This window comes from Delftia sp. PX-1, from assembly GCF_055797465.1.
The window spans coordinates 1556907-1578358 of sequence record NZ_CP184763.1 but is presented as its reverse complement, the minus strand read 5'-3'; the positions used below and the strand labels follow the sequence as shown (position 1 = coordinate 1578358).

At 67.5% G+C, this 21452-nt stretch carries 19 protein-coding genes; all 19 read right to left on the bottom strand.

Annotated elements, in window-relative coordinates; genetic code table 11:
- Positions 1 to 116: 116 nt before the first annotated feature.
- Positions 117 to 293 (bottom strand): hypothetical protein, encoded by a 177-nt coding sequence (locus tag ACN20X_RS07245; protein WP_016448025.1) that lies wholly within the window; start codon positions 291 to 293, stop codon positions 117 to 119.
- Between the two features lie 13 nt (positions 294 to 306).
- Positions 307 to 1230 carry a UDP-3-O-acyl-N-acetylglucosamine deacetylase gene (gene lpxC / locus ACN20X_RS07240; RefSeq protein WP_016448026.1) on the bottom strand — a complete coding sequence of 308 codons (924 nt, stop codon included), beginning with the start codon at positions 1228 to 1230 and terminating at the stop codon, positions 307 to 309.
- 93 nt (positions 1231 to 1323) lie between these two features.
- Complete coding sequence (gene ftsZ, locus ACN20X_RS07235) at positions 1324 to 2562, bottom strand: cell division protein FtsZ (RefSeq protein WP_016448027.1); 1239 nt, start codon at positions 2560 to 2562, stop codon at positions 1324 to 1326.
- A gap of 119 nt (positions 2563 to 2681) precedes the next feature.
- Positions 2682 to 3911 (bottom strand): cell division protein FtsA, encoded by a 1230-nt coding sequence (gene ftsA, locus ACN20X_RS07230; RefSeq protein WP_012203404.1) that lies wholly within the window; start codon positions 3909 to 3911, stop codon positions 2682 to 2684.
- Between the two features lie 84 nt (positions 3912 to 3995).
- The gene (locus ACN20X_RS07225; protein WP_016448028.1) at positions 3996 to 4796 is read right to left on the bottom strand and encodes a cell division protein FtsQ/DivIB; all 801 of its coding nucleotides are present in this window, start codon (positions 4794 to 4796) and stop codon (positions 3996 to 3998) included.
- Entirely contained in the window at positions 4793 to 5770 is a 978-nt protein-coding gene (locus ACN20X_RS07220) for a D-alanine--D-alanine ligase (protein ID WP_252653254.1), read from the bottom strand. The genes ACN20X_RS07225 and ACN20X_RS07220 overlap by 4 nt, the downstream gene beginning before the upstream one ends.
- Entirely contained in the window at positions 5767 to 7200 is a 1434-nt protein-coding gene (murC, locus tag ACN20X_RS07215; protein WP_473210401.1) for a UDP-N-acetylmuramate--L-alanine ligase, read from the bottom strand. The genes ACN20X_RS07220 and murC overlap by 4 nt, the downstream gene beginning before the upstream one ends.
- Entirely contained in the window at positions 7197 to 8288 is a 1092-nt protein-coding gene (murG, locus tag ACN20X_RS07210) for an undecaprenyldiphospho-muramoylpentapeptide beta-N-acetylglucosaminyltransferase (RefSeq protein WP_016448031.1), read from the bottom strand. Before murG ends, murC begins: the two co-directional genes overlap by 4 nt.
- Entirely contained in the window at positions 8285 to 9550 is a 1266-nt protein-coding gene (ftsW, locus tag ACN20X_RS07205) for a putative lipid II flippase FtsW (RefSeq protein ID WP_017404612.1), read from the bottom strand. Before ftsW ends, murG begins: the two co-directional genes overlap by 4 nt.
- A 5-nt stretch (positions 9551 to 9555) precedes the next feature.
- Complete coding sequence (murD, locus tag ACN20X_RS07200; protein ID WP_473210400.1) at positions 9556 to 11517, bottom strand: UDP-N-acetylmuramoyl-L-alanine--D-glutamate ligase; 1962 nt, start codon at positions 11515 to 11517, stop codon at positions 9556 to 9558.
- Positions 11518 to 11521: 4 nt separating this feature from the next.
- On the bottom strand, positions 11522 to 12700 hold the full coding sequence (gene mraY / locus ACN20X_RS07195; protein ID WP_016448034.1) for a phospho-N-acetylmuramoyl-pentapeptide-transferase: 1179 nt from the start codon (positions 12698 to 12700) through the stop codon (positions 11522 to 11524).
- The gene (locus ACN20X_RS07190) at positions 12691 to 14106 is read right to left on the bottom strand and encodes a UDP-N-acetylmuramoyl-tripeptide--D-alanyl-D-alanine ligase (RefSeq protein ID WP_473210399.1); all 1416 of its coding nucleotides are present in this window, start codon (positions 14104 to 14106) and stop codon (positions 12691 to 12693) included. The genes mraY and ACN20X_RS07190 overlap by 10 nt, the downstream gene beginning before the upstream one ends.
- The gene (locus ACN20X_RS07185; protein WP_016453129.1) at positions 14103 to 15632 is read right to left on the bottom strand and encodes a UDP-N-acetylmuramoyl-L-alanyl-D-glutamate--2,6-diaminopimelate ligase; all 1530 of its coding nucleotides are present in this window, start codon (positions 15630 to 15632) and stop codon (positions 14103 to 14105) included. The genes ACN20X_RS07190 and ACN20X_RS07185 overlap by 4 nt, the downstream gene beginning before the upstream one ends.
- Positions 15629 to 17377, bottom strand: a complete 1749-nt coding sequence (locus ACN20X_RS07180) for a peptidoglycan D,D-transpeptidase FtsI family protein (RefSeq protein WP_013804112.1) — start codon at positions 17375 to 17377, stop codon at positions 15629 to 15631. Before ACN20X_RS07180 ends, ACN20X_RS07185 begins: the two co-directional genes overlap by 4 nt.
- Positions 17374 to 17658, bottom strand: a complete 285-nt coding sequence (gene ftsL / locus ACN20X_RS07175; protein WP_012203393.1) for a cell division protein FtsL — start codon at positions 17656 to 17658, stop codon at positions 17374 to 17376. The genes ACN20X_RS07180 and ftsL overlap by 4 nt, the downstream gene beginning before the upstream one ends.
- Before the next feature lie 37 nt (positions 17659 to 17695).
- Positions 17696 to 18625, bottom strand: coding sequence for a 16S rRNA (cytosine(1402)-N(4))-methyltransferase RsmH (gene rsmH, locus ACN20X_RS07170; RefSeq protein ID WP_016448037.1), 930 nt, complete (start codon positions 18623 to 18625; stop codon positions 17696 to 17698).
- 15 nt (positions 18626 to 18640) lie between these two features.
- Positions 18641 to 19069: a division/cell wall cluster transcriptional repressor MraZ gene (gene mraZ, locus ACN20X_RS07165; protein ID WP_026062826.1), complete on the bottom strand. Its 429-nt coding sequence runs from the start codon at positions 19067 to 19069 to the stop codon at positions 18641 to 18643.
- Positions 19070 to 19439: 370 nt separating this feature from the next.
- The gene (hslU, locus tag ACN20X_RS07160) at positions 19440 to 20759 is read right to left on the bottom strand and encodes an ATP-dependent protease ATPase subunit HslU (protein ID WP_191625484.1); all 1320 of its coding nucleotides are present in this window, start codon (positions 20757 to 20759) and stop codon (positions 19440 to 19442) included.
- 105 nt (positions 20760 to 20864) lie between these two features.
- Positions 20865 to 21410, bottom strand: coding sequence for an ATP-dependent protease subunit HslV (hslV, locus tag ACN20X_RS07155; RefSeq protein ID WP_016448040.1), 546 nt, complete (start codon positions 21408 to 21410; stop codon positions 20865 to 20867).
- Between the last annotated feature and the right edge of the window lie 42 nt (positions 21411 to 21452).

The window sequence follows — 21452 nt, the reverse complement described above, 5'->3', positions numbered from 1 at the left end:
GGACGCAGCCGCTGCGCACCAGCACAAGGGTGTGGCCGTCGCCGGCCCGGATCCGAATTACCTTCATGGCGGCCCGGCAGTCTCCGCAATGGCGGCAGCGCAGCCCATTCAGGACCTCAGACGATGCGTCCAAAGAACAGCACGGCGAAGAAGGTCACGCCGGCAATCACGGTCCACTTGAGGATGATGAAGCCCCAGCGCTTGTAGCGGGGCTGGCCCGTGCCCAGGTAGAACGCAAAGGACACGGCTGATGCCAGCAGCAGCACGGTGGCCAGCCAGCGGAAGATCAGCATGGCGGCGCCCGCCTCACCAGGCCCGCGCGGGCTGGGCGAAGCCCTTGGGCGCCTGGCGCTCGCTGTCGAAGCTGACCATTTCCCAGGCGTCGGGCTGGGCCAGCAGGGCGCGCAGCAGCTGGTTGTTCATGCCGTGGCCCGAGCGGAAGGCGCTGTAGGCGGCCAGCAGGGGCCTGCCGATCAGGTACAGGTCGCCGATGGCGTCCAGGATCTTGTGCTTGGCGAACTCGTCGTCGTAGCGCAGGCCGTCGCTGTTGAGCACCTTGTAGTCGTCCATGACGATGGCGTTGTCCATGCCGCCGCCCAGCGCCAGGCCGTGGCTGCGCAGCATTTCCACGTCCTTGGTGAAGCCGAAGGTGCGCGCGCGTGCGATGTCGCGCGTGTAGTTGTCCTCGCCCATGTCGAACTCCACACACTGGCCGGTGGAGTCCACGGCAGGATGGGCGAAGTCGATCTCGAAGCGCAGCTTGAAGCCGTGGTACGGGTCAAAGCGTGCCCACTTGAGGTTCTGGCCCTCGCCCTCGCGCACCTCGACGGGGCGGATGACGCGGATGAAGCGCTTGGGCGCCTTCTGCAGCTCGATGCCCGCGCTTTGCAGCAGGAATACGAAGGAGGCGGAGGAGCCGTCGAGGATGGGCACTTCCTCGGCGGTGATGTCTATGTAGATGTTGTCGAGCCCGAGGCCGGCGATGGCCGACATCAGGTGCTCCACGGTATGCACCTTGGCGCCGCCCGTGCCGATGGTCGAGGCCATGCGCGTGTCGGTGACGGCTTCGGCGGAGATCGGGATGTCCACGGGCTCCGGCAGGTCCACGCGACGGAACACGATGCCGGTGTCGGGCTGCGCGGGACGCAGCGTCAATTCGACGCGCTGGCCGCTGTGCAGACCCACGCCCACGGCACGGGTGATCGTCTTGATGGTGCGTTGTTGGAGCATCCGGCTATTTTAAAGTGCGGCAGCCGTGCGCAGGGCATGGCCCTGGCACGGCATTCGCTATCACAACCATGCAGCGACCGTATCGGCCGCTGCTCAGTCAGCCTGCTTGCGCAGGAAGGCCGGGATTTCCAGATCGTCCATGCCGCCGGAGGCCAGGGCATCGACGCGGGCAGCGGCCTGCGTGCGGTTGGTACGCCAGACGCTGGGCACCGACATGTTGTTGGCATAGTCGGCGCCGCCAGCAGCACCGCCGACCAGGCCGCCGGCTGCCGTTGCGGCACCCATGGAGGCCGAAGGCAGCTGGTAGCTCATGTTGTCGGTACCGGTGCGCAGGCCGCCCTGCACCACCTGCATGTTCTGGCGGCGTGCGCTGGGGCGCGACAGGCCGGTGGCCACCACGGTGACGCGGATTTCGTCACCCAGGCTGTCGTCGTAGGCAGCGCCGTAGATCACATGCGCATCGGGCGAGGCGTAGGCATTGATGGTGCTCATGGCCAGGCGCGACTCGGACAGCTTGAGGCTGCCCTTGGCGGCCGTGACCAGCACCAGCACGCCCTTGGCGCCCGACAGGTCGATGCCCTCCAGCAGCGGGCAGGCCACGGCCTGCTCGGCAGCGATGCGCGCGCGGTCGGGGCCGGCGGCCTTGGCCGTGCCCATCATGGCCTTGCCGGGTTCGCCCATGACGGTGCGCACGTCTTCGAAGTCGACGTTCACATGGCCGTACTCGTTGATGATTTCGGCAATGCCGCCCACGGCGTTCTTGAGAACGTCGTTGGCATGGGCAAAGGCCTCGTCCTGCGAGATGTCGTCGCCCAGCACGTCCAGCAGCTTCTCGTTGAGCACGACGATCAGCGAATCGACGTTGGCTTCGAGTTCGCTCAGGCCGCTGTCGGCGTTGGCCATGCGTCGGCCGCCTTCCCACTCGAAGGGCTTGGTGACCACGCCCACGGTGAGGATGCCCATTTCCTTGGCCACGCGCGCGATCACGGGCGCAGCGCCCGTGCCCGTGCCGCCGCCCATGCCGGCCGTGATGAACAGCATGTGCGCGCCTTCGATGGCAGTGCGGATGTCGTCCTCGGCCAGCTCGGCGGCTTCGCGGCCCTTGTCGGGCTTGCTGCCCGCACCCAGGCCGCTGCCACCGAGCTGGATGGTGCGGTGGGCGCTGCTGCGCAGCAGCGCCTGCGCGTCGGTGTTGGCGCAGACGAACTCCACGCCCTGCACGTTGCGCGCAATCATGTGCTCGACGGCATTGCCGCCGCCGCCGCCAACGCCGATCACCTTGATCTGCGTACCCTGGTTGAATTCTTCAACTTCAATCATGTCGATGGGCATGTTGGTTCTCCTGTAGCTCTCTGTAAGTGGTCACCACCGTCTGGGGAAAATTCTGTCTTCTGTCCGGTATTCGGAAGCCGGTGGGCGGGCCGGTAATGCGCAGTCGATGAAAGCACATATCAAAAGTTCCCCACGATGAAGTCTTTGAAACGGCCAAAAGCGGTCTTCATCGACCCACTCTTTTGTGCCACCTTGAAACCGCGCAGGCGAGCCAGGCGGGCCTCTTCGAGCAATCCCATCACGGTGGCGGCGCGGGGTTGAGCCACCATGTCAGCCAATGCGCTCGAATACTTGGGGATGCCGCGGCGCACGGGCTTGAGGAAGATGTCCTCGCCCAGTTCCACCATGCCCGGCATGACGGCGCTGCCGCCGGTCAGCACGATGCCCGAGGACAGCACTTCCTCGTAGCCTGAATCGCGCACCACCTGCTGCACCAAAGAAAAGATCTCTTCCACGCGCGGCTCGATCACGCCGGCCAGCGCCTGCTTGCTGATCATGCGCGGGCTGCGGTCGCCCAGGCCCGGCACTTCGACCTGGGCGTCGGGGTCGGCCAGCAGCTGCTTGGCATAGCCGCTTTCGACCTTGATGTCCTCGGCGTCCTTGGTGGGCGTGCGCAGCGCCATGGCGATGTCGCTGGTGATCAGGTCGCCCGCGATGGGAATCACGGCCGTGTGCCGGATGGCGCCGCCCGTGAAGATGGCCACGTCGGTGGCGCCCGCGCCGATATCGACCACGGCCACGCCCAGCTCGCGCTCGTCATCGGTGAGCACGGCCTGGCTCGATGCCAGCGGGTTGAGCAGCAGCTGCTCGACCTCCAGGCCGCAGCGGCGCACGCACTTGATGATGTTCTCGGCCGCGCTCTGCGCGCCCGTGACGATGTGGATCTTGGCCTCCAGGCGGATGCCGCTCATGCCGATGGGCTCGCGCACTTCCTGGCCGTCGATCACGAATTCCTGCGGCTCGACCAGCAGCAGCCGCTGGTCCGAGGAGATGTTGATGGCCTTGGCCGTCTCCATCACCCGCGCCACGTCGGTGGCCGTGACTTCCTTGTCCTTGATGGCCACCATGCCGCTGGAGTTCAGGCCGCGGATGTGGCTGCCGGTGATGCCGGTGCACACGCGCTGGATCTTGCAGTCGGCCATCAGCTCGGCCTCCTTCAGCGCCTGCTGGATGCTCTGCACCGTGGCGTCGATGTTGACCACCACGCCACGCTTGAGTCCGTTGCTCGGGGCCACGCCGAGGCCTGCGAGCTTGAGTTCGCCGTTGTACAGGACCTCGGCGACCACGACCATGACCTTGGCCGTGCCGATGTCCAGTCCGACGATCACATCTTTGTATTCTCTTGCCATATCAGCATCCGCCCCCGGTTGGTTCTGTCCTGTCGCTGTGTCGCTGCTTGGTGTGCATGTACATAGGTCTGTCCTCCCTCGTCTTCAGCGTCGGGGACGCACTGCAGCCGGCGCCTTGGCCGTGCCGGTGGTCACACCGCGCAGCCTCAGCGCATATCCGTCTTCGTAGCGCAGGTCGGCCGACTCGATGGCGTCGGCCTTGCGCTTGTATTGGGTCGTGATCTGGGGCAGCGTGCGCACGAAGCGCTGCACGCGCTGCAGCACGGCCTCCACGCTGCCGCCACCCAGTTCGATCTGTGCGTCGTTGGCCAGCCTGAGCTGCCAGCTGCCGCGCGCATTGAGCGTCAGCCCGTCGATCTCCACATCCAGCGGCCCCAGCGCCGGCACCAGCAGCCGGTACATCTGCAGCATCTGCGGGGCGCTGTCCTCGGGGCCCTGCAGGCGCGGCAGGCCGTCGCGGTCCAGCTCGCCCAGGTTGGCCTCGAAGACCTCGCCGAAGCTGTTGACCAGGCCGGTGCCCGAATCAGGCCCCCAGAAGGCCTCGGCCACATGCTCGTGCAGGATGACGCGCAGGCTGTTGGGATAGTCGCGGCGCACCTGCGCCTCCCGCACCCAGGGCACCTGCTCGAACGCCGCCTTGGCGGCCTTGAGATCCACGGTGAAGAAGTTGCCCGTGAGCACCGGCGCCACATTGGCGCGCAGCGTCACCGCGTTGTTGTGCACCAGCTCGCCCTCGACCACGATGCGGCCGATATTGAAGGCCGGATGGCGCAGCGCCCACCAGCTCACCGCTGCCAGCCCCAGCGCAGCCACGCCCACGAACAGGACCGTGGCGGTCACGTTCATGAGCTTGACGTCGAAGGGGGCCGGCAGGGAGTAGCTCATGCGTGCTCCTGCTCCGGTTGCGCGTCCAGCGCGGCGTTGGCCAGGATGCCCAGGCACAGGTTTTCGTAGCTCACGCCGATGGCGCGGGCCGACATGGGCACCAGCGAGTGGCCCGTCATGCCCGGCGAGGTGTTGATCTCCAGCAGGAAGGGCTTGCGGTCGCTGCCGCGGATCATGATGTCGGCGCGCGACCAGCCGCGGCAGCCCAGCGTGCGGAAGGCCCGCACGACGATGCGCCGGATCTCGGCCTCTTCCTCGGCAGGCAGGCCGCTGGGGCAGTGGTACTGGGTGTCGTCGGTGAAGTACTTGTTCTGGTAGTCGTAGTTGCCTTCGGGCGCGACGATGCGGATCACGGGCAGGGCGTGGGCGCCCTCGCCGGTTCCGAGCACGGGGCAGGTGGTCTCGTCGCCTTCGATGAACTCTTCGCAGAGCACTTCGGGGTCGTACCGGGAGGCCAGCACATAGGCCTGCTCACATTCCTCGGCTGTCCAGACCTTGGTCAGGCCGATGGTCGAGCCCTCGCGCGAGGGCTTGACGATCATGGGCGCGCCCAGCGCCTGCAGCGCGGCGCGGGTCTCGTCGGCGCTGGCGACCAGCCGCCAGTCGGGTGTGGGCAGACCCTCGAAGCGCCAGATGCGCTTGGTCATGATCTTGTCCATGGCGATGCTGGAGGCCATCACGCCGGGGCCCGTGTACGGGATGCCCAGCAGCTCCAGCGCGCCCTGCACCGTGCCGTCCTCACCGTAGCGGCCATGCAGCGCGATGAAGCAGCGGTCGAAACCGTCCTTCTTCAACTCGCCCAGGTCCCGCTCGGCGGGGTCGAAGGCATGGGCATCCACGCCCTGCGACAGCAGGGCCTTGAGCACGCCCGTGCCCGACATCAGCGAGACCTCGCGCTCGGCCGAGCGGCCGCCCAACAGCACGGCCACCTTGCCCAGGGCCTTGACATCGATCTGGGTGCCGAAGCTGCTCATTGCGCAGCTCCCTGCTGCGCCTGCAGCGTTTGTTTCTGAAGCATTTCAACCAACTTTCCGGGCACGGCGCCAATCGAGCCGGCCCCCATGCACAACAGCACGTCGCCATCGCGGGCGTGGGCGGCCAGGGCCGCCGGCAGCTCGGCAACGTCTTCCACAAAGACCGGCTCGACCCGGCCGGCCACGCGCAGGGCGCGCGCCAACGAGCGGCCATCGGCCGCCACCACCGGCGCCTCGCCGGCCGCATAGACCTCGGTCAGCAGCACGGCATCGGCCAGGCCGATGACCTTGACGAAATCCTCGAAGCAATCGCGCGTGCGGCTGTAGCGGTGCGGCTGGAAGGCCAGCACCAGGCGGCGGCCCGGGAAGGCGCCGCGCGCAGCAGCCAGCGTGGCCGCCATCTCGACAGGGTGGTGCCCGTAGTCGTCGATGACGGTGAAGATGCCACCGTCCGCTGCAGGGAGTTCGCCATAGCGCTGGAAGCGCCGGCCCACGCCCTTGAAGCTTTCGAAGGCGCGCAGCAGCGCCTCGTCGGCAATCTCCAGCTCCATGGCGACGGCCACGGCCGACAGCGCGTTGAGCACGTTGTGCTCGCCCGGCAGGCTCAGCACCACGTCCAGGTCGGGATAGCTTTGGCCGTTGCTGCGGCGCACCGTGAAATGCATGCGGCCGGCCTCGGCGCGCACGTTGAGGGCGCGCACCTGGGCGTCCTCGGCAAAGCCGTAGGTGGTCACGGGGCGGGCCACCTGGGACAGGATCTCGCGCACGGCCGGGCTGTCCACGCAGACGATGGCGCGGCCGTAGAACGGCATGCGGTGCAGGAAGTCGACGAAGGCGCCCTTGAGCCGGCCGAAGTCATGGCCGTAGGTTTCCATGTGGTCGGCGTCGATGTTGGTGACGACGGCCATCACGGGCAGCAGGTTCAGGAAGGAGGCGTCGGACTCGTCCGCCTCGACCACGATGTAGTCGCCCTGGCCCAGCTTGGCGTTGGCGCCCGCGCTGTTGAGCTTGCCGCCGATGACGAAGGTCGGGTCCAGCCCGGCCTCGGCCAGCACGCTGGTCACCAGGCTGGTGGTCGTGGTCTTGCCGTGGGCTCCTGCGATGGCGATGCCCTGCTTGAAGCGCATCAGCTCGGCCAGCATGAGTGCACGCGGCACGACGGGGATCTTGTGCGTGCGCGCAGCGACCACCTCGGGGTTGTCGGACTGCACGGCGGTGGAGGTGACGACGGCGTCAGCCCCCTCGATGTTCGCGGCCGCATGGCCGACGTGGGTGGCAATGCCCAGGCCTGCGAGCCGGCGCAGCGTGGCGCTGTCGGACAGGTCCGAGCCCGAGACGGCGTAACCCAGGTTGTGCAGCACCTCGGCGATGCCGCTCATTCCGGCGCCGCCGATGCCGACGAAATGGATGTGATGAATGGCGTGCTTCATGCGGCCAGTTCCTCACAGGCGGCGACCACCTCGGCGGTGGCTTCGGTCTTTTGCATTTTCTTGGCTTTTCCAGCGCGCTCCAGCAGCGTCGCACGCTGCATATTTTGTAGCATTTCGGCCAGGCTTTGGGCAGTCAGTGCGCTTTGTTGCATCAACCATCCACCACCGGCATCGACCAGGAAACGCGCGTTCGCGGTCTGGTGGTCGTCCACAGCGGCCGGGAAAGGCACATAGATGGCGGCTGCGCCCACGGCCGCGATCTCGGTGACCGTGCTGGCACCGGCGCGGCAGACGATGACATCGGCCTCGGCAAAGGCGCGCGCCGTATCGTCGATGAAGGGCGTCAGCTCGGCCTGCACGCCTGCCGCCGCGTAGTTGGCGCGCAGGGCGTCGATCTGTGCGGCGCCGCTTTGGTGGAGCACGACGGGGCGCACATCGGCCGGAATCAGGGCCAGCGCCTGCGGCACGATCTCGTTGAGCGCCTTGGCGCCCAGGCTGCCGCCCACCACCAGCAGGCGCAGCGGACCGCTGCGGCCCGCAAAGCGCTGCTCGGGCGCGGGCTGCTCGGTGAAGGCCTGGCGCAAGGGGTTGCCGACCCAGCGGCCCTTGGGGAACACGTTGGGGAAGGCGGTGAAGATGCGGTGGGAGACGCTGGCCAGCACCTTGTTGGCCATGCCGGCCACGGAGTTCTGCTCATGCAGCACCAGGGGCTTGCCGGCCAGCACGGCCATCATTCCACCGGGGAAGCTGATGTAGCCGCCCAGGCCCACGACCACGTCGGGCTTGACGCGGCGCACCACGGCCAGCGCCTGCCAGAAGGCACGCAGCAGGCGCATGGGCAAAAAGGCCAGGGTCATGATGCCCTTGCCGCGCACGCCCGAGAACTCGATGGTCTCCAGCGGGAAGCCCTGGGCCGGCACGATGCGGGACTCCATGGAGCCGGGGGCGCCCAGCCAGCGCACGTTCCAGCCGCGCTCGCGCAGCGCCTGGGCCACGGCCAGGCCCGGGAAGATATGGCCGCCCGTGCCGCCGGCCATGATCAGGGCCGTGCGCTGGCGTTGCGTGCCTTGAGAGGTGGACTGCGTCATGCATGCCCTCCCTTCATCAGCAACTTGTTCTCGTAGTCCACCCTTAACACCACCGCTATCGCTATCAGATTCATGAGGATGGCCGACCCGCCGAAGCTCATCAGGGGCAGCGTCAGTCCCTTGGTCGGCAGCGCGCCCAGGTTCACGCCCATGTTGATGAAGGCCTGGAAGCCCATCCAGATCGCAATGCCCTCGGCCACCAGGCCGGAGAACACCCGGTCCAGCGCAATGGCCTGCCGCCCTATGAGCATGATGCGGCGCGTGAGCCACAGGAAGGTGACGGCGATCAGGAGCACGCCGACCAGGCCGAATTCCTCGCCGATCACGGCCAGCAGAAAGTCGGTGTGCGCCTCGGGCAGCCAGTGCAGCTTCTCGACGCTGCGGCCCAGGCCCACGCCGAAGATCTCGCCGCGCCCGATGGCGATCAACGCATGCGACAGCTGGTAGCCCTTGCCCAGGGCATGCTTTTCATCCCAGGGATTGAGGTAGGCAAAGATGCGCTCGCGCCGCCATTCGGAGGTGGCGATGATGAGCACGAAGGCCAGCACCACCAGGGCCGCGATCAGGAAGAACATGCGCGCGTTCACGCCGCCCAGGAACAGGATGCCCATGGCGATCACCACGATCACCATGAAGGCGCCCATGTCGGGCTCGGCCAGCAGCAGCACCCCGACCAGCACCACGGCCAGCCCCATGGGCAGCACGGCGCGGAAGAAGCGCTCCTTGACCTCCATCTTGCGCACCATGTAGTCGGCCGCATAGATGAGCACGGCGAACTTGGCCAGCTCGGACGGCTGGAAGTTCATGATGCCCAGGGACAGCCAGCGCCGCGCGCCGTTGACCACGGTGCCCACATGCGGGATCAGCACGGCCACCAGCAGGACCAGGGACACCAGGAAGAGCTTGCGCGCCATGCGCTCCCAGGTGGCCATGGACACCTGGAAGGCCAGCAGCGCGCCGACGAAGGCCATGCCTATGGACATGGCATGGCGCATCAGGAAATGGGTGGGCGCGATCTTGCCGAAGCGCGGATTGTCCGGCATGGCGATCGATGCCGAATACACCATGACCAGGCTCCAGGCCAGCAGGCCTATGACCACCCAGATCAGGGCCTGGTCCAGGCCGAGCACGCTGGCCGGCGTCTGCGTGGGCCGGTGGTACTGGGGACCGCCCAGGCGCACGGGCAGCACGTCGATGGCCTTTTCCTGCGCGCCTCCGAACCAGGAGCGCATGCGGCCCAGGGCCTGGTTCATGGCGTTCATCGCGCTCATGCAGCACCTCCGAGTTCATGCCCGGCATCCAGCGCCAGCGCGCGCACGGCATCGACGAACTGGTGGGCCCGGTCCTCGTAGTTGCGGAACATGTCCAGGCTGGCGCAGGCGGGCGACAGCAGCACGGCGTCGCCTTCATGGGCGCGCGAGGCGGCCAGCTCCACGGCATCGGCCATGGTGGTGGCATCGACCAGGGGCACGCCGCAGTCCTGCAGCGCAGCGCGGATGCGGCCCGCGTCGCGGCCGATCAGCACGGCGGCGCGCACGTGGCGCGACACGGGTGCGGCCAGCGGAGAGAAATCCTGGCCCTTGCCGTCACCGCCCAGGATGACCACGATGCGGTGGTCAGGCCCCAGGCCCGACAGCGCGGCCACGGTGGCGCCCACGTTCGTGCCCTTGCTGTCGTCGTAGTACTCCACGCCGTTGACGCGGCCGATGGGCTGGACGCGGTGCGGCTCGCCCCGGTACTCGCGCAGGCCGTAGAGCAGGGGCGCCAGCGTGCAGCCGCCCGCGCTGGCCAGGGCCAGGGCGGACAGGGCATTGATGGCGTTGTGCCGGCCGCGGATGCGCAGCGCGTCGGCGGGCATCAGGCGCTGGATGTACAGGTCTTCGGCGTTCTTGCCCTTGGCGTTTTCGTCGGCCTCATGGGCGCGCACCAGCCACGTCATGCCGCTGACCACTTCCAGACCGAAGTCGCCGGGGCGGCGCGGCATGTCGCCGCCGAAGGTGATGTGGGCGCGCTGCTGGGGCTTTTGGCGCTTGCCCGGCGGCACCACGGGTGCCGGCAGCATGCGCATGACCTCGGGGTCCTCGCGGTTGAGCACCATGATGCCGCTGCTGCCGAAGATACAGGCCTTGGCATCGGCATAGGCGCGCAGGCTGCCGTGCCAGTCCAGGTGGTCCTGGGTGATATTGAGGACGGCAGCGGCCGTGGGCTCGAACATCTGCACGCCGTCGAGCTGGAAGCTGGACAACTCCAGCACCCAGGCCTGGGGCAGCGTTTCGGCATCGATGGCCTGGGTCAGCGTGTCCAGCAGCGTGGGGCCGATATTGCCCGCCACCGCCACGCGCAGGCCGGCATGCTCCAGCAGTTGGCCGGTCAGCGAGGTGACCGTGGTCTTGCCATTGGTTCCGGTAATGCCCAGCACGGTGGGACGGTAGCCATGGGCTGCGGCCAGGGCCTTGAGCGCCATGGCGAAGAGATCGAGTTCGCCGCCCACGGGCAGGCCCTGGGCCCGGGCCGTGTCGACCACGGGCGCCACGGCGGCCGGGCTCAGGCCGGGCGAGCGGTAGACCAGCCCCAGGCTCTGGCCGTCCACCAGCTGGGCCGTGAAATCTCCGGGCACGAAGCGCGCCTGGGGCAGTTCGGCGGACAGCTGTTGCAGCTGGGGCGGCGCCTGCCGCGTATCGGCCACGATGACTTCGGCGCCGCAGCGCACGCACCAGCGCGCCATGGCCAGGCCCGAGGCGCCCAGGCCCAGGATGAGCACGCGCTGGCCCTGCAGGTGCTGGGCCTGCTCGCCGGGCCAGCCGGCAGCCACGGGTGGCAGTACCTGTTCGGCTTCAACCGCCTCTTCGGTGGCGACCGGGGTGACCTCGGCGTCGGAGGAATCCGAGATGCTGGGGTCGGCAAAGATCTGGGCCACGAAGGCAGCGGCATCCCTGGCTGCCGTCAGCGTGGAGATGTCGGGCACAGGCTCGGTCATCGCCGCAGGGGCCGGGGCTGCCTCAAGCCCAAGCGCCTGCGAAGGCTCCGCAGCCAGCGGCTGCTCTGCGCCTTCCAGAGCCGCAGCCGGCGAATCGTCCAGGACCGGATCCGCGACCGGCTCGTCCGCCCGCTCGCCGGCAGACTCCGAGGCAAAGTCGGCCCCCTTGGCCAGTTCGGCATGCAGCGCCGGGACAGCGGGCTCGCCAGCCGGCAGCGCAGGAGGTTCGGTCTTGAAGTCTTCGGTGTTCATGGACTCACCTCAGCTTCAGCGTGGACAGGCCCAGCAGGCACAGCAGCATGGTGATGATCCAGAAGCGGATCACGACCTGGGTTTCCTTCCAGCCGCTCTTCTCGAAATGGTGGTGCAGCGGCGCCATCTTGAGCAGGCGACGGCCTTCGCCATAGCGCTTCTTGGTGAACTTGAACCAGGTGACCTGCAGCATCACCGACAGCGCCTCGACCACGAAGATGCCGCCCATGATGGCCAGCACGATTTCCTGGCGAACGATCACGGCGATGGTGCCCAGCGAAGCGCCCAGCGCCAGCGCGCCCACGTCGCCCATGAAGACCTGGGCCGGATGGGCGTTGAACCACAGAAAGGCCAGACCCGCTCCGGCCATGGCCGCGCAATACACCAGCAGCTCGCCCGAGCCCGGGATGTGCGGGAACAGCAGGTACTTGGCGTAGCCGGCATTGCCGGTGACGTAGGCAAAGATGCCCAGGGCCGAGCCCACCATGATCACAGGCATGATGGCCAGGCCGTCCAGGCCATCGGTCAGGTTCACCGCATTGCTGGCGCCCACGATGACCAGGTAGGTCATGACCACGAAGCCGAGCACGCCCAGCGGGTAGCTGACTTCCTTGAAGAAGGGAACAAGCAGGCCGGCCTTGGGCGGCAGGTCCAGCGAAAAGCCCGACTGCACCCAGGTCACGAACAGCTCGAAGACCTGGGCATTGGTGTTCTCCGAAATGCAAAACACCAGGTAGAGCGCGGCCAGCAGTCCGATGACGGACTGCCAGAAATACTTCTCGCCCGAGCGCATGCCCTCGGGGTCCTTGTTGACCACCTTGCGCCAGTCATCGACCCAGCCGATGGTGCCGAAGCCCAGGGTGACCAGCAGCACGATCCAGACGAAGCGGTTGGACAGGTCGAACCACAGCAGCGTGGACACGGCGATGGACAGCAGGATCAGCGCCCCGCCCATGGTGGGCGTGCCGCTCTTGGCCAGATGGGTTTCCATGCCGTAGCCGCGCACGGGCTGGCCGATCTTGAGCGAGGTCAGCATGCGGATCAGGCGCGGTCCGGCCAGCAGGCCGATGACCAGGGCCGTGAGCGCGGCCATCACGGCGCGCATCGTGAGGTACTGGAAGACGCGCAGAAAGCCGAACTCGGGGGACAGGCCCTGCAGCCATTGGGACAGCATCAGCAGCATGCGGCCTCCTTCTTGCAACCGTCATCCTTGCCGGCCGCCTCGACCGCCTGAACCACCTGCTCCATCTTCATGAACCTCGAACCCTTGACCAGAATGCTACCCACCTCGGGCAGCGCGGCACAGGCTGCCTGTTGCAGCGAGGCCATGTCTTCGAAATGCCGGGCACCTGCACCGAATGCGGTGGCGGCGGATGTGCTTTGCGCGCCCAGCGTGAACAGCCGGGCAATGCCCAGGCTGCGCGCCAGCGCGCCCGCCTCGGCATGGAATTGCGGCCCCTGGTCGCCGACCTCGCCCATGTCGCCCAGCACCAGCAGCTGGGGAGCGGGCAGTTCGCGCAGTACCTCGATGGCCGCGGCCACCGAATCGGGATTGGCGTTGTAGCTGTCGTCGATCACGGTGACCGGGCGACCTTGCACCGAAACGCTCAGCGCGCGCGAGCGACCCTGCACGGGCTCGAACACGCTCAGGCCGCGTGCGATGTCGGCCAGCGGCACACCGGCCGCCTGGGCGCAGGCCGCTGCGGCCAGCGCATTGCGCACGTTGTGGCGGCCGGCAATGTGCAGGCGCACCGGCGCCTCGCCCTCGGGCGTGGCCAGGGTGAACTGCCAGGCATCGCCCAGCCACAGCGCGTCACGCGCGTGGATATGGGCGCCGTCGCCAGACTCGCCGAACAGCAGGCATTGGCGGGCGCCCGCCAGCTCACGCCACAGCGGCGTGTAGGTGTCGCCTGCGGGGAACACGGCCACGCCGTCGGCGGGCAGGGCCAGCAGCACGCTGCCGTTTTCGCGCGCCACGGCCTCGACCGTGTGCATGAATTCCTGGTGCTCGCGCTGGGCGTTGTTGACCAGGGCCACCGTGGGTTGGCCGATGGCGGCCAGCTCGGCAATCTCGCCGGGATGGTTCATGCCCATCTCCAGCACGGCCACGCGGTGCTGGCCGGTCATGCGCATCAGGCTCAGCGGCAGGCCGATGGAGTTGTTGAAGTTGCCGCGCGTGGCCAGCGCCGCCTCGCCCGCATGGGCACGCAGGATGGAGGCCACCATCTGCGTGACCGTGGTCTTGCCGTTGCTGCCGGTGACGGCGATCAGCGGCAGCGCAAAGCGCGCGCGCCAGGCCGTGGCCAGCGCGCCCAGGGCGGCCAGCGAATCGGGCACTTCGATGCCGGACAGGCCTGCAGCCTCCAGGCCGCCATGGGTCAGGGCTGCGGCGGCACCGGCCTCGCGGGCCTGGACCAGGAACTGGTTGGCATCGAAACGCTCGCCCTTCAAGGCGACGAACAGATCCCCGGCCTGCAGCGTGCGGGTGTCGGTGTGCACGCGCGTGAGCACGGTCTGGCCGTTGCCGACCAGCCGTGCCTGGGGGATATGCGACTGGATCAGCTCCAGCGCTTGTTGCAAGGTCATCATGACCGCTTCTTTCCTTCACGGGCCGCCAGCGCCTTGCGCGCCTCGGCCATGTCGGAGAACGGATGGCGCTGGCCTGCCGTCTCCTGGTAGTCCTCATGTCCCTTGCCGGCGATCAGCACCACGTCGCGTTCGCTGGCGTGCGCGATCGCCTGGGCGATGGCCGCCGCGCGATCGGCCTGGGACTGCAGGTTCTCGCCCGGCTGCATGCCGGCCAGGATCTGGTCGATGATGCGGTCGGGCACTTCGCTGCGCGGGTTGTCGCTGGTGACCAGCACGCAGTCGGCATTCTTCTGGGCGGCCTGCCCCATGAGCGGCCGCTTGGTGGCATCGCGGTCTCCACCGCAGCCGAACACGCACCACAGCCGGCCCTGGCGCTGCTCGGCGGCCGGGCGCAAGGCGCGCAGGGCCTTGTCCAGCGCGTCAGGCGTGTGGGCGTAGTCCACGGCCACCAGCGGCTGGCCGGGCTGGACGATCTGCTGCATGCGGCCGGGCACGGGCTCCAGGTGGGCGCAGGCAGCGACGGCCTGGTCCAGGCTCAGGCCCAGGCAGCGCAGCGCTGCCAGCACACCCAGCAGGTTGGATACGTTGTACTGGCCCACCATGCGCGTGTGCATGCGCAGGCTGTGGCCGGCCTCGATCACGGTGAAGCTCAGGCCCTCGGCGCCCAGCGCGATGTCCTTGGCCTGCAGGCGCGCCGCGCCTTCGATGGAAATGCTCCAGACATCGAGCGCGGCAGAGGATGGGCGCGACTGCAGCGTGGCCCACAGGCGCGCGCCGTGCGCGTCGTCCACATTGACGACGGCGGCCTGCAGGCCGGGCCAGTCGAACAGCGCGGCCTTGGCATCCCAGTAGGCCTGCATGCTGCCGTGGTAGTCGAGATGGTCCTGCGTGAAATTGGTGAACATCGCCACGCGGATGCGCGTGCCGTCCAGCCGGTGCTCGACGATGCCGATGGACGAGGCCTCGATGGCGCAGGCCGCCAGGCCCGCATCGGCGTACTCGCGGAATGCGCGCTGCAGCCGCACCGGGTCGGGCGTGGTCATGCCCGTGGATTCCAGGGCGGGCGGGATACCCACGCCCAGCGTACCCACCAGGGCGCAGCCGCTGCGTTCCTGCAGCTTCACCTGGGCCAGCGCATGCGCCAGCCACCAGGCCGTGGTGGTCTTTCCGTTGGTGCCGGTGACGGCCAGCACGTCGATCCGGGCGCTGGGATGCTGGAACCACTGGTCGGCGATCAGGCCCGTGGCGGCCTTGAGGCCAGGCAAGGCCGCGATGTGCTCGCCGGAAAAACCGAAGGGCTCGACGCCCTGCGCTTCGACCAGGCAGGCCACGGCGCCGCGCTCCAGGGCCGAGGCCACATGGGCGCGGCCATCGGTGGCCGCGCCGGGCCAGGCAATGAAGGCATCGCCGGGCCGGACCTTGCGACTGTCGGTCTGCAGCGTGCCGCTGCCTTGCAGGCGGGCGGCCAGCCATTGGACAGCCTCGGTGGCCGACGACAGCATCAGCAGGGCTTGGGAGGAACTCATAGCGAGGGCTCCTCCACGGGATTGGCGACGATCAAGGGCTTGACTTCCATATCGGGCTGCACGCCCATCAGGCGCAGCGTCTGCTGCACCACTTCGCTGAACACGGGTGCCGCCACGGTGCCGCCGTAGATGGTGCCGGCACTGGGCTCGTCCACCATCACGGCGACGATGATGCGCGGGTTCTCGATGGGCGCCATGCCCGTGAACCAGGCGCGGTACTTGCCGGCGGCATAGCCCTTGCCCTGCTGCTTGCGGGCCGTGCCCGACTTGCCGCCCACCGAGTAGCCGATGGTCTGGGCGCGCTGGCCCGTGCCGCCGGGGCCGGCCGCCAGGGCCAGCATCTTGCGCACCTCGTTGGCCGTGCGCGGAGAGAACACGGGCACGCCCACGGGCGGCTCGTCGGTCTTGACCATGGTGGCCGGGATCACGCGCCCGCCGTTGGCAAAGACGGTGTAGCTGCGCGTCATCTGCAGCAGGCTGGCGGACAGGCCGTAGCCATAGCCCATGGTGGCCTGCTCCACCGGCCTCCAGGTCTTGTAGGGACGCAGGCGACCGCTGGCGGCGCCGGGAAAGGAGATCTGCGGCTTCTGGCCGAAGCCCACGGCCGAGAAGGTTTCCCACATTTCCTTGGCCGGCATCTGCAGCGCGATCTTGGTCGTGCCCACGTTGCTGGACTTCTGGATCACGCCGGCCACGGTGAGCAGGCCGTAGTTGTGGGTGTCGGAAATCGTCGAGCCCGTGACGTTGACGCGGCCCGGCGTGGTGTCGATGGGCGTTTCCGGCTTGAAGCGGCCCGACTCCAGCGCCAGGCCGATGGTGATGGGCTTCATGGTCGAGCCGGGCTCGAAGGTGTCGGTGATGGCGCGGTTGCGCAGCTGCTCGCCCGTCAGGTTCTTGCGCTTGTCGGGCACGTAGCTGGGGTAGTTGGCCAGGGCCAGCAATTCGCCGGTGTGCGCATCCATGACCACCACGCTGCCCGCCTTGGCCTTGTGCGCGATGACCTGCTCCTTGAGCTTCTGGTAGGCGAAGTACTGGACCTTGCTGTCCACGGACAGCTGGATGTCGCGGCCGTCCTGCGGCGGCACTTCCTCGCCCACGCCCTCGACCACGCGGCCCAGGCGGTCCTTGATCACGCGGCGCGAGCCGGGCTTGCCACCCAGCTCCTTGTCGAAGGCCAGCTCCATGCCTTCCTGGCCATGGTCTTCCACATTGGTGAAGCCCACGATGTGGGCGGCCGATTCGCCTTCCGGGTACTGGCGCTTGTATTCCTTGCGCTGGTAGATGCCCTTGATGTTGAGGGCATGGATCTGCTGGCCCACGTCCCAGTCGAGCTGGCGCTTGATCCAGACGAAGGTCTTGTCCTCGTCGGCCAGCTTTTCCATCAGCGCGGGCAGCGGCATCTCCATGAGCGCGGCCAGCTGCTTGAGCTTGGCCTTGACCTCGGGGTCGTCCTGCTCGACATCTTCGGGAATGGCCCAGATGCTGGCGGCCGGCACGCTGGAGGCCAGGATCAGTCCATTGCGGTCCAGCAGGCGGCCGCGGTTGGCCGGCAGCTCCAACGTGCGCGCAAAGCGCACCTGGCCCTGGCGCTGGAAGAAGTCGTTGCCGAACACCTGCACATAGGCCGCGCGTGCACCCAGGCCGACAAAGCCCAGGCCCAGCATGGCCACGATCATCTTGCTGCGCCACAGGGGTGTCTTGGACGCCAGCAAGGGGCTGGAGGTGTAGAGCACGCTGCGCGTCATGGAGCCACTCCCGTGCGCGCATCGTCATTGACGTACTGGGCGATGGCCGGCGTGGCCGGCTTCATCTGCAGACGCTCGCGCGCCATGACCTCGATGCGCTGCGGCGTGGCCTGGGCGCGCTTTTCCACCTGCAGGCGCTGCTGCTCGGTGGCCAGGCGGCGCGATTCGGCCACGGCGCGGTCCAGTTCGGTGAACAGCCGGCGCGACTCGTACTGGTTGTGCACCAGGAAGATGGCGCTGGCCATCACCGCCAGCAGCAGCACGAGGTTCAGGCGCAGCATGCCACGCCCTCCTCTTGCGCCAGACGGTGCGTGCGCTTCATGCAGGCACCTCGGTGCGGCGGGCCACGCGCATCACGGCCGAGCGCGAACGCGCATTGGCGGCGACCTCGGCCTCGCTGGGCTTGATGCGGCCCAGGGCTTCAAGGCGCATGGGTGTGGGCGCGGCAAAGGGTGCGCGCCGGTCATAGACTTCCTTGGAATGCCTGGCAATGAACTGCTTGACGATGCGGTCTTCCAGCGAGTGGAAGCTGATCACCACCAGGCGCCCGCCCGGCGCGAGCACGCGCAGGCTGGCCTCTAGCGCCTGTTCGAGTTCTTCAAGCTCGGCATTGATGAAAATCCGAAGAGCCTGGAATGTGCGTGTCGCTGGGTTCTGCCCAGCCTCGCGGGTCCGGACCGCGCCAGCCACGAGCTCGGCAAGCTCCGCGGTATTGCGAAGGGGCCCCTGGCTTTCGCGCCGAGCAACAATCGCCTTTGCAATGGGGCCAGCAAACCGTTCTTCGCCGTAGTCACGTATCACCTCCGCAATCTGCTGGGCATCGGCTTCCGCCAGCCAGTCCGCCACGCTCTGACCGCGCGTGGTGTCCATGCGCATGTCCAGCGGACCCTCGAAGCGGAAGCTGAAGCCACGCTCGGGGTTGTCGATCTGGGGAGAGCTCACCCCCAGGTCCATCAGCACGCCCTGCACGCTGCCGGCCGGCAACTCGCCCAGGTGGCGAAACCCTTCGTGCCGAATCGAAAAACGCGCATCGGTGATGCGCGCTGCCTCTTCGATCGCGTCCGGGTCCTTGTCGAACGCCAGCAAGGTCCCGCCCGGCCCTAGCCGCTGGAGGATGCGCCGGGAATGCCCGCCTCGCCCGAACGTCGCGTCCACCCATTGCCCGGCAACGGGCTGCGCGGCGCCGTCCAGCAGCGCATCGACGGCCTCGTCGAGCAAAACGGTGATGTGTTGCAACGGCTGATTCAAGAGAACGCCTCTTTCCTAGAAAGCAAAATCCTGGAAGGCCGCAGGCATCTCTTCCTGCATGGCCTTCGCTTCATGTGCCTCATAAGTGGCCTTGTCCCACAGCTCGAAATGGTTGCCCATTCCCAGCAGCACGACCTCCTTGGTCAGACCCACGGCGTCGCGCAACTCGGGCGACACCAGCACACGGCCGGTGGCATCCATGTCCACGTCCATGGCGTTGCCCAGGAAGATGCGCTTCCACCACTGCGCCGACATGGGCAGCTGCGCGATCCGCTCGCGGAACTGCAGCCACTCCGTGCGCGGGAACAGCATCAGGCAACCATGGGGGTGTTTGGTGAGGGTGACCTGGCCCTGCGCCATGGCCAGGAGGGCGTCACGATGCCGGGTCGGCACAGACAGCCGCCCCTTGCCATCGAGATTCAGCGAGGACGCCCCTTGAAACACGGTCAGTCACCCCGGTCGGTTGGAGCCATCGCGTCCCGGAAATCGGGGCACAAAGGCAACTTTCACCACTTAATTGCACTTTTTTGCACTGTAGCAGCAATTTGGTGTTTCACAACCCGGGAATGGACAATTATTTGCAATGAAATCAACAACTTAGAGATCGAATGCAATGTGAGTGATGACAAAAAACCGAGACTTTACAAGCACTTAGGGGAGTGATTGCAAGTGAACTCTCAATCCCGGCAGGCAATTGCAACGATTCAATTCGCTGGCGACGGGGTGCAACTCGGGCCGGCCTCCTACAAAAAGTGACTGCCCGGCAATGCGGGCAGTCACTTCGATGGCGGCTGCTCGGCCGCCGGGGCAGGCTTCAGAGGATGAAGCGAGACAGGTCTTCGTCCTGGCTCAGGGACTGCAGGCGCTGGTCCACGTAGGCCGCGTCGATGGTGACGGTCTGCCCCGAAAGCTTGGCCGCATCGAAGCTGACCTCGTCCAGCAGCCGCTCCAGCACGGTGGACAGGCGGCGCGCGCCGATGTTCTCGGTGCGCTCGTTGACCTCGAAGGCGATGCCGGCCAGCCGGGTGATGCCTTCGGGCGTGAACTCCAGCGTGACGCCTTCGGTGGCCAGCAGCGCCTGGTACTGCTTGACCAGGGAGGCATGGGTCTGGGTGAGGATGGCTTCGAAGTCCTGGACCGACAGCGAGTCCAGCTCCACGCGGATCGGGAAGCGGCCCTGCAGCTCGGGGATGAGGTCGCTGGGCTTGGACAGGTGAAAGGCGCCCGAGGCGATGAACAGGATGTGGTCGGTCTTGACCACGCCGTACTTGGTGGAGACGCTGGTGCCCTCGACCAGGGGCAGCAGGTCGCGCTGCACGCCCTGGCGCGAAATGTCGGAGCCGCTGCTTTCCTGGCGCGTGGCGACCTTGTCGATCTCGTCGATGAAGACGATGCCGTTTTGCTCCGCATTGGCAATGGCGCGCGTGCGCACATCTTCCTCGTTGACGAGCTTGGCCGCTTCCTCGTCGGTCAGCAGCTTCATGGCCTCGGCAATGCGCAGCTTGCGCGTCTTGCGCTTTTCCTGGCCCATGTGGCTGAACATGCCGCGCAGCTGCTCGGCCATCTCCTCCATGCCCTGGGGACCCATGATCTGCACCTGGGGCGGCGCGTCGGCCACGTCGATATCGATTTCCTTGTCGTCGAGCTGGCCTTCGCGCAGCTTCTTGCGAAAGACCTGGCGGGCCGTGCTGTCGGCAGCCACCTCGCCGCTGCGGGCCTGGGGCACGAGCACGTCGAGGATGCGGTCCTCTGCAGCGTCTTCGGCGCGCAGGCGCAGCTTCTTCATGTCGGCCTCGCGCGTCTGCTTGACGGCGACCTCGGCCAGATCGCGGATGATGGCGTCCACGTCCTTGCCCACGTAGCCCACTTCGGTGAACTTGGTGGCCTCGACCTTGATGAAGGGCGCATCGGCCAGCCGCGCCAGGCGTCGCGCGATCTCGGTCTTGCCCACGCCGGTGGGGCCGATCATGAGGATGTTCTTGGGCGTGATTTCCTGGCGCAGGCCGTCGGCCACGTTCTGGCGGCGCCAGCGGTTGCGCAGCGCGATGGCCACGGCGCGCTTGGCACCGGTCTGGCCGACGATGTGGCGGTCCAGTTCGGAGACGATCTCCTGGGGGGTCATGGCAGAGGACATGGTGTGTATTCGAAGCATTGCGCCGCCAGCCCCGCTTCCGTTACCTGGCCGCTGGCGGCTATCCGTTTCAATGGCCGGGCGAGAACCGCCCGCGCCGCGAGGGTCTCAGAGCGTCTCGACCGTATGGTGCATGTTGGTGTAGATGCACAGCTCGCCGGCAATCGCCAGCGACTTGCGCACGATCTCCTCGGCCGACAGCTCGGTGTTGGTCAGCAGCGCCTTGGCCGCCGAGTGCGCGTAGGCGCCACCCGATCCGATGGCCACGATGCCCTGCTCGGGCTCCAGCACATCGCCGTTGCCGGTGATGATCAGCGAGGCCGATGCATCGGCCACGGCCAGCATGGCCTCCAGCCGGCGCAGCACGCGGTCGGTGCGCCAGTCCTTGGTCAGCTCGATGGCCGCGCGCGTCAGATGGCCCTGGTGCTTTTCCAGCTTGGCCTCGAAGCGCTCGAACAGCGTGAAGGCGTCGGCCGTGGCGCCGGCAAAGCCGGCCAGCACCTTGCCGTGGTAGAGCTTGCGCACCTTGCGCGCCGTACCCTTGACGACGATGTTGCCCAATGTGACCTGGCCATCGCCACCGATGGCGACCTGCACGCCTTCGGGGGTCTGCCGGCGCACGCTGATGATGGTGGTGCCGTGATACTGTTCCATAGCGGTGCCAGATGAGGGCGGCTCCCGTCTTCTCAAGAGCCC

What these genes read in the sequence shown, in the direction of transcription:
- murD (WP_473210400.1), bottom strand. Translation starts at nt 11,517, where the DNA reads ATGAACACCGAAGACTTCAAGACCGAACCTCCTGCGCTGCCGGCTGGC.
- mraY (WP_016448034.1), bottom strand. Translation starts at nt 12,700, where the DNA reads ATGCTGCTGATGCTGTCCCAATGGCTGCAGGGCCTGTCCCCCGAGTTC.
- ftsW (WP_017404612.1), bottom strand. Translation starts at nt 9,550, where the DNA reads ATGAACGCCATGAACCAGGCCCTGGGCCGCATGCGCTCCTGGTTCGGA.
- hslV (WP_016448040.1), bottom strand. Translation starts at nt 21,410, where the DNA reads ATGGAACAGTATCACGGCACCACCATCATCAGCGTGCGCCGGCAGACC.
- lpxC (WP_016448026.1), bottom strand. Translation starts at nt 1,230, where the DNA reads ATGCTCCAACAACGCACCATCAAGACGATCACCCGTGCCGTGGGCGTG.
- hslU (WP_191625484.1), bottom strand. Translation starts at nt 20,759, where the DNA reads ATGTCCTCTGCCATGACCCCCCAGGAGATCGTCTCCGAACTGGACCGC.
- murG (WP_016448031.1), bottom strand. Translation starts at nt 8,288, where the DNA reads ATGACGCAGTCCACCTCTCAAGGCACGCAACGCCAGCGCACGGCCCTG.
- ACN20X_RS07185 (WP_016453129.1), bottom strand. Translation starts at nt 15,632, where the DNA reads ATGAGTTCCTCCCAAGCCCTGCTGATGCTGTCGTCGGCCACCGAGGCT.
- ACN20X_RS07225 (WP_016448028.1), bottom strand. Translation starts at nt 4,796, where the DNA reads ATGAGCTACTCCCTGCCGGCCCCCTTCGACGTCAAGCTCATGAACGTG.
- murC (WP_473210401.1), bottom strand. Translation starts at nt 7,200, where the DNA reads ATGAAGCACGCCATTCATCACATCCATTTCGTCGGCATCGGCGGCGCC.
- ACN20X_RS07180 (WP_013804112.1), bottom strand. Translation starts at nt 17,377, where the DNA reads ATGACGCGCAGCGTGCTCTACACCTCCAGCCCCTTGCTGGCGTCCAAG.
- ACN20X_RS07245 (WP_016448025.1), bottom strand. Translation starts at nt 293, where the DNA reads ATGCTGATCTTCCGCTGGCTGGCCACCGTGCTGCTGCTGGCATCAGCC.
- ftsL (WP_012203393.1), bottom strand. Translation starts at nt 17,658, where the DNA reads ATGCTGCGCCTGAACCTCGTGCTGCTGCTGGCGGTGATGGCCAGCGCC.
- ACN20X_RS07190 (WP_473210399.1), bottom strand. Translation starts at nt 14,106, where the DNA reads ATGATGACCTTGCAACAAGCGCTGGAGCTGATCCAGTCGCATATCCCC.
- ftsZ (WP_016448027.1), bottom strand. Translation starts at nt 2,562, where the DNA reads ATGCCCATCGACATGATTGAAGTTGAAGAATTCAACCAGGGTACGCAG.
- ACN20X_RS07220 (WP_252653254.1), bottom strand. Translation starts at nt 5,770, where the DNA reads ATGAGCAGCTTCGGCACCCAGATCGATGTCAAGGCCCTGGGCAAGGTG.
- ftsA (WP_012203404.1), bottom strand. Translation starts at nt 3,911, where the DNA reads ATGGCAAGAGAATACAAAGATGTGATCGTCGGACTGGACATCGGCACG.